The following is a 6440-nucleotide window of genomic DNA, read 5'->3' as shown; positions in this document are numbered from 1 at the left end:
TGGTCCAGGCCAGGGTGAGGCCCGCCGAGTGGTCGGGCGGTGCCGTGGGGTCGGCGGTGGCCGTCGCCCTGTGGCCGCCGGTCATCGTGTGCGCCCAGGCGGGCAGCGGCGCGGCGGGGGCGGGTGTCCGGCCGGAGAGGACGGCGGGGGCGGGCTGCGCCTCGCCGGCCGGACCCGGGAAGGGCTGTTCACCGGTGCGGCCGACGGCGATGCGGCGACGCAGGTCGTGGGCGTCGGCCGGGCGTTCCTCGGGGGTCTTGGCGAGCAGGTCGAGGACGACCCGGTCGAAGAACCGGGGCAGTTCGGCGCGGTGGGAGCGCGGCGGCTCGGGAGGGGTGTCGCGGTGGCCGACGAGGATGCCCCAGGAGTCCTCCAGGTCGAAGGGCGGGGCTCCGGTCGCGATCTCGTACAGCACGCAGCCCAGCGAGTAGAGGTCGCTGCGGTGGTCGACCTGGCCGCCGCTGATCTGCTCCGGCGACATGTAGTGCGGGGTGCCCATGGCGATGCCGACGCCGGTGAGCCGGGAGGTGACCGGGATGCCGTGGCCCGGCCGGGCGATCCCGAAGTCGCAGATCTTCACCGTCCCGTCGGACAGCCGCATGATGTTGGCGGGCTTGAGGTCGCGGTGGACGATGCCCTGCTGGTGGGTGTAGCCGAGCGCGTCGGCCACCTGCTCGGCGATGTCCACGATGTCGTCCACGGGCAGCGGGTGCTGCTCGTTGTCCTCCAGGAGCTGGCTGAGGTTGCGGCCGTCCAGCAGTTCCATCACGAGGTAGAGCACGCCCTCGTACTCGCCGAAGTCGTGGACGACGGTGACGCCCCGGTGCTGGAGGGCGGCGGCGACCCGGGCCTCACGGCGAAAGCGTTCGCGGACGATGCGGGTGTGGTCCTCGTCGTGCCGGCCGCTCATGGGCTTGAGGCATTTGACGGCGACCTGGCGGCCCAGTGCTTCGTCGCGGGCGCGCCACACCTCGCCCATGCCGCCGCGACCGATCAGGTCGAGCAGCCGGTACCGGCTCTGGATCAGCCTGGTCTCCGCCATCCCTGTCGCCGCCCCCGTCGTTCCGCCCGCTGTCGCCGCACCCTCCCCGGTCGGTCCAGTATGGCTGCCTGCCTCTTCAGTGTGTACGGGGTGGGGCGGCTGCCGGGTCCGAGTCGTGCCATCGCGTTCATGATGTGACCGGGCGGAAGCCGCCACCGCAGCCGCGCGGGCACGGCCCGCAGGAGCACCCCGGCGGCGCGCAGCCGGCGGTCCACGGCGGCGGGCGGCGGCGCCGTCCTCCCGTACAGCTCGTGGGCGAACGGCGGCAGCGACTGGTACGCGAGGGTCGCGACGCGCCGCCACAACAGGTCGCGTACGGGGACGAGGAGCGGGGGCACGGGCGGGCGGCGCAGGAAGCTGTCGACGTCCAGCGCCTCCGGGGTCCGGGCGAGCACGGGCCGCACACGGGCGAAGTAGCCGGCCATCTCGGCGGTGGTCGCGGGCACCTCGTCGGGGTCGAGGCCGACGAGCCGGGCGCTGTGCCGGTGCTCGGCGAGGTACTGGTCGGCCTGCCGGGCGGTGAGCGGGTAGCCGGAGCGGCGCAGGACCTGGAGGTAGGAGTCGGCTTCGGCGCAGTGCACCCACAGCAGCAGCTCGGGCTCGTCCACACCGTGGGTGAGGCCGGTCTCCGGGTCGGTGACCTTCAGGCGGGCGTGGATCCTCCGGACCCGGGCGCCCGCCTTCTCGGCGGCCTCGGTGGTTCCGTACGTGAGCGTGCCGACGAACCCCGCCGTGCGCATGAGCCGGCCCCAGGCGTCCTCGCGGAAGTCGGAGTTCTGCATCACGCCGCGCACGGCGAGGGGGTGGAGCGCCTGGAGGTAGAGGGCCCGCACTCCGGCGATCCACATCATCGGGTCGCCGTGCAGCTGCCAGGTGACCGATGCGGGTCCGAAGAGCCCGGGGTCGGCCTTCTCCATGTGCGTGTCCCTCCTGCTCGGGGGTGGTCCGGCGCCGCGTCGCGGGACCACCCCCAGTGTGGCCGGGGACGCGCTCGGTGGGCACCCCGCGGCGCGTCGTCAGGCCGGAGGTGTCCGGAGGCGGTCCAGGAGGGCCGCCTCCGCGGTGTCGGAGTGGGTGCCCTCCCAGCTGGCCAGGGGGACGGCCCGCAGGTGGCGGCCCTGGGGGTCGAGGAGGTGGCCGGCGAGCTTCATCGGCCAGAGCGTCAGCGCCCGGTCGGCCACGGTCAGTTCCGGGTGGCGGGCGGTGAGCCGGGACTCGAAGGCGCCGATGTCGTCCACCGAGCGCAGCCAGGCGGCCAGGAGCAGGTTGTGCGGGCCGGTCAGCGAGGCGCAGAGCCGGATCTCGCGGATCTGGCTGATGCTCTTCGCGAGCTGGGGCGCCCGGCTCTGCGGCACCGCCGCCCAGTACGAGACCGAGACCGGCCAGCCGGAGAGCGACCGCGCCACCTCGCACCGGTAGGCGAGCGCCCGGTCGGCGTCGAGGCGGTCGAGGCGGCGGCGGACGGTCGTGGGGCTGAGCCCGGTGCGTTCGGCGATGTGGGCGACGGGCCGGCGCGGGTCCTCGCCGAGGACGCGGACCAGTTCGAGGTCGCGTCGGGGGACGGTGCGGGCGGGCTGCCGGTTCGGGGTGTGCGGGGCGAGCTTGCGGCGCTGCTCCTCGGTGAGGCGGTCGAGCCGCCAGCGGCTGCCCTCGGTGTGCAGGGTGGTGGCGACCTGGGTGCGGGAGGCGGCGACACCGTCGAGGGCGCCGAGGCGGAAGCCGACGTACCGGGCCAGCTGGGCGTGGTCGGTGAAGACCGCGGTGACCATGAGGTCCCGGCTGCCGCTGACGTGCTCCAGGTTGAACACGTGCGGGTCGTCCGCGATCCGACCGGCCACCTCGTGCAGCCGTCCGGAGACGCAGTCGACCTCGATGAACGCGACGAGGGTCCAGGTGTCCGGGCCGCTCGCCTCGACCGAGGGGTGCACGCCGATCCAGGCATGGCCGTCCCGGGTCAGCCGGGCCCAGCGCCGGGCGACCGTCGAGGCGTCGAGGCCGAGCACGTCCCCGATGGTCCGCCAGTCCGCGCGCGGCGCGATCTGGAGCGCGGTGACGAGGAGCAGGTCGAGTTCGTCCAGCACGGGTCGCCCTCCGGGAGGTCGTGGCATCGGCCGGTGGTTTCCGGCAAACGATCCGAGTGATCCGGAGGATCCTGGCACCGGCTCTGCTCTGGACGGCCGGATCGGCACCATACCAGGCATGTTCGCACCCACTGACGCCCTCGCCGTCGAAGACTCCCTGGTCCGGCTGCGCCACGCCCTGCACCGGCAGCCCGAGCTCGGTCTCGACCTCCCCCGCACTCAACGGGCGGTCCTGGACGCCCTGTCCGGACTGCCCCTGGAGATCACGACCGGCCGGCGGCTCACCTCGGTGACCGCTGTGCTGCGCGGCGGCCGGTCCGGTCCCGCCGTACTGCTGCGCGGTGACATGGACGCGCTGCCCGTACAGGAGGACAGCGGTGTGCCGTACGCCTCCGAGGTGTCCGGGCGGATGCACGCCTGCGGTCACGACGTGCACACCGCGGGGCTGGTCGGAGCGGCCCGGCTGCTGGCCGCGCGGCGCGAGGAGCTGGCGGGTGACGTGGTGTTCATGTTCCAGCCGGGCGAGGAGGGCATGGGCGGGGCCCGGCTGATGATCGAGGAGGGCGTGCTCGACGCGGCCGGGACCCGGGTCGTCGCCGCGTACGCGCTGCACGTCACCTCCGCGGTGCTGCCCGTCGGTACCGCCGCCGTACGCCCGGGCCCGATGCTCGCCGCCTCCGACGAGGTCACCGTGCGCGTCGTGGGCGCCGGGGGCCACGGGTCGTCGCCGCACCTGGCCAAGGACCCCGTACCGGCCGTCTGCGAGATGGTCACCGCGCTCCAGACCCTGGTCACGCGCACCGTCGACATCTTCGACCCGGCCGTGATCACCGTGGGCTCACTGCACGCCGGGTCGGCCGGGAACGTCATCCCCGGGGCCGCCGAGTTCACCGCCACCGTCAGGACGTTCTCCGAGGAGACCCGGGCCCGGGTCCGGGGCGCCCTGGAACGGACCGTGCGGGGGATCGCCGCCGCGCACGGCCTGACCGCCGGGACCGACTACCGCGAGGGCTATCCGGTCACCGTCAACGACGCCGCCGAGGCCGCCTTCGCGCTGCGCACCGCACGCGAAGTCCTCGGCGCCGCCCGGGTCTTCGAGGCGCCGCGCCCGATGGCCGGCTCCGAGGACTTCTCGTACGTGCTGCACGAGGTCCCGGGCGCGTACGTGGGCCTCGGCGCGTGTCCACCGGATCAGGACCCGTCGGCCGCGCCCATGAACCACTCCGCGCAGGCGGTCTACGACGACCGGGCGGTGGCGGACGCCGCGGCCCTCCTGGCCGGACTCGCGGCGCGGCGCCTCCAGGAGGCCGGCGCTCCCACGGAGCAGTCGTCGTGAGCACGACCCGGTCCACCGCACCGGCCCCCGCCACGACCGCCTCCGCGTCCGTCGGCGCGGTCGTGGGTCTCCTCGTCCTCTTCGAGCTGACCAGCGGGTTCCTTCAGGGCGGGATCGCGCCCCTGCTGCCGGACATCGGCACCGAGCTGGGCATCGCGGACGCCGACCTCAACTGGGTGATGGCCGCCCAGCTGCTCGCCGCCGCGGTGTGCGTGCCCGCCTTCGGCCGGCTCGGCGACGTGTACGGGCACCGCCGCATGCTGCGGGTCTCACTGGTGTGCGTGTCCGTCGGCTCGCTCCTCGTGGCCCTCGCCCCTTCGCTGCCCGTACTGCTGGCCGGCCGGGTGCTGCTGGGCCCGCTCGCCGCCCTGCTGCCGCTGGAGATCGCCCTCGTGCGCGACCGGCTCTCCGTCGAACGCGCCCGCGCCGCCATCGCGCGCCTGGTCGGCGCGCTCACGCTGGGCACGCTGCTCGGCGGGGTGGTCATGGGCCTGGCGCACGAGGCGACGGGTGACGTCCGGATCACCCTGCTCCTCCCGGCCGTGCTCGCCCTGCTCTGCGTCCCGGTCTCGTTCCTCGCGATCCCGGAATCCACCAGGACGCCGGGCGGCCGGCTCGACTGGCCGGGCGTCGGCCTGCTGAGCCTGGCCGTGCTCCTGCTGCTCGCGGGGATCTCCGCGGCGAAGACCGGCCCCCTCCTCTCCGGCGCGGTGCTGGTCCCGGTGCCGCTCGCCCTGCTGACGGGCGCGGTGTGGGCGGTTCGCGAGCTGCGGGTGCCCGATCCGCTGGTGGACCTGCGGGCGCTGGCCGACCGCAGTGTCGCCCCGTACTTCCTCTGCGCGGCGGCGTTCGGCGTCGTCTACTTCGGCAGCCTGGCCCCCGACTCCACGTTCCTGGCGGCGGACCCGGAACGCACCGGTTACGGCTTCGGGCTCTCCGCCCTCGCCATCTCGCTGATCGCACTGCCCGCCGGGATCGCGGCGGTGGTCGGCTCCTCGCTGACCGCACGCGTCGCGGGGCGCGTCGGCTACCGCCCCGCGCTGATCGCCTCATTCGCCCTGATCGGCGCGAGTTTCCTGTCCACCGCCGCGTTCCACACGGCGATCTGGCAGCTGGTGGCGGCCAAGGCGCTCGCCGGTGCGGGGATCGGCGTGGCGCTCGGCGCGCTGCCCACGGTGATCGCGGAGGCCGGCGCCCCCTCCCGTACGGGGATCACCACGGCCCTGTACAACAACGTCAAGACCCTGGGCGGCGCGGTCGCCGGAGCGGTCGTCGCCGTGGTCCTGGCGACCCCGGCGTCCGAGACCGGGAGTGCCGTCTCCGAGACCCAGGAGGCGGCGGGCGAGTCCGGGTACGTCGCGGTCTGGCTGCTGTGCGCGCTGCTCTCCGCCGGCGCGGCCGCGGCGGCGGCCGCCGCGCGGCGCGGGACGGCGGATTGACCGGGGCGCACGGAGCATCAGGCTTGTCATACTGCTGCGATGACCGCCATCCCCTCCCCCGCACTCGACTCGCTGGCCGGGCTCGCCTTCGGTGACGCCTTCGGCGACCGCTGGTTCGGCATCCTGCGCCGCGAGGGCCCCGAGCCCCTGGAGGCCCGGACGCCGCCCCCGGAGCCCGTGTGGCGCTGGAGCGACGACACCGCGCAGGCGCTGGTCCTGGTGCGCGAACTCGCCGAGGGCGACGGCGCCGTGGACCAAGACCGGTTCGCCCGGCGCCTGGCCGAGGAGTACGCGGCCGACACCCACCGCGGCTACGGGGCCTCGATGCACGACGTCCTGCGCCGCATCGGCGCGGGCGAGCCCTGGCAGGAGCTGGTGAGCGCGCAGTTCGAGGGCATGGGTTCCTGGGGCAACGGGGCGGCGATGCGCGTCGCCCCGCTCGGTGCCTGGCACGCCGCCGACCTGGACACCGCCGTCGAGCAGGCCGCCCGCCAGAGCGCGGTCTCGCACCACCACCCGGAGGCGGCCGCCGGGGCGGTGGC

6 protein-coding genes are annotated in these 6440 nt (G+C 74.9%); 3 read left to right on the top strand and 3 right to left on the bottom strand.

What is annotated here, in order from left to right:
* The 3 genes from G3I41_RS35325 to G3I41_RS35315 all read right to left on the bottom strand — a co-directional run.
* On the bottom strand, positions 1 to 1042 hold a 1042-nt coding region (locus G3I41_RS35325; RefSeq protein WP_164404603.1), incomplete at its 3' end, for a serine/threonine-protein kinase.
* Positions 1024 to 1959 (bottom strand): oxygenase MpaB family protein, encoded by a 936-nt coding sequence (locus G3I41_RS35320; RefSeq protein ID WP_164404602.1) that lies wholly within the window; start codon positions 1957 to 1959, stop codon positions 1024 to 1026. The genes G3I41_RS35325 and G3I41_RS35320, both read right to left, overlap by 19 nt.
* A 99-nt stretch (positions 1960 to 2058) precedes the next feature.
* Complete coding sequence (locus tag G3I41_RS35315; protein WP_164404601.1) at positions 2059 to 3123, bottom strand: Lrp/AsnC family transcriptional regulator; 1065 nt, start codon at positions 3121 to 3123, stop codon at positions 2059 to 2061.
* Between the two features lie 118 nt (positions 3124 to 3241).
* Here G3I41_RS35315 and G3I41_RS35310 point away from each other — a divergent pair, with 118 nt between their 5' ends.
* The 3 genes from G3I41_RS35310 to G3I41_RS35300 form a co-directional block, all read left to right on the top strand.
* Positions 3242 to 4459 (top strand): M20 family metallopeptidase, encoded by a 1218-nt coding sequence (locus G3I41_RS35310; RefSeq protein ID WP_164404600.1) that lies wholly within the window; start codon positions 3242 to 3244, stop codon positions 4457 to 4459.
* Positions 4456 to 5898 carry an MFS transporter gene (locus G3I41_RS35305; RefSeq protein ID WP_164404599.1) on the top strand — a complete coding sequence of 481 codons (1443 nt, stop codon included), beginning with the start codon at positions 4456 to 4458 and terminating at the stop codon, positions 5896 to 5898. Before G3I41_RS35310 ends, G3I41_RS35305 begins: the two co-directional genes overlap by 4 nt.
* Positions 5899 to 5937: 39 nt before the next feature.
* The coding region (locus G3I41_RS35300) for an ADP-ribosylglycohydrolase family protein (protein WP_203602117.1) at positions 5938 to 6440 on the top strand (503 nt) is incomplete at its 3' end.

The organism is Streptomyces sp. SID9727, from assembly GCF_010550605.1.
Classification (GTDB): domain Bacteria; phylum Actinomycetota; class Actinomycetes; order Streptomycetales; family Streptomycetaceae; genus Streptomyces.
Note: the sequence above shows the minus strand (reverse complement) of the source record. Positions and strands in the feature narration are given on the sequence as shown.

Coding starts and splice junctions, on each gene's coding strand:
- G3I41_RS35320 (WP_164404602.1), bottom strand. CDS start 1,959: ATGGAGAAGGCCGACCCCGGGCTCTTCGGACCCGCATCGGTCACCTGG.
- G3I41_RS35310 (WP_164404600.1), top strand. CDS start 3,242: ATGTTCGCACCCACTGACGCCCTCGCCGTCGAAGACTCCCTGGTCCGG.